Genomic DNA, 317 nt, shown 5'->3' with positions numbered 1-317 from the left:
GTGGTAGTGCCACTGTGGAAACCTCAGTTTTTGCACTATCGTTACGATATTCGGGAGCTCAAAGAACCAAAAGGCCTACTCGGAATTGTTGATAGAGCGGTACTTCTTTTAAGAGATGATAAGAAGCACCTGTTCAGCGAACAACAGATTCAGAAGTTGGATTCGCTACGTTTCTCGAACGACATCATCGCAGAGCTGGATTACAAAGTTTGCCGTGAAGGTAAAACACAAGATCAAGTGACACATGATTGGTTGATTGAGAAAGGCCTGATTTAACCTTTCAGCCGTGGTAGTGCAGTTAGATGTCTGCATTACCC

At 43.8% G+C, this 317-nt stretch carries 1 protein-coding gene; it reads left to right on the top strand.

Annotated features, from left to right (window positions below; all coding sequences use genetic code 11):
* Positions 1-276, top strand: a 276-nt coding sequence (locus tag AB4486_RS23520) for a glycine betaine ABC transporter substrate-binding protein (protein WP_372118975.1), incomplete at its 5' end; no start/stop codon positions are given.
* Positions 277-317 lie beyond the last annotated feature (41 nt).

Origin of the sequence: Vibrio sp. 10N.222.55.C6, assembly GCF_041473395.1 — a bacterium.
Taxonomy (GTDB): Bacteria; Pseudomonadota; Gammaproteobacteria; order Enterobacterales; family Vibrionaceae; genus Vibrio; species Vibrio crassostreae_C.
Note: the sequence above shows the minus strand (reverse complement) of the source record. Positions and strands in the feature narration are given on the sequence as shown.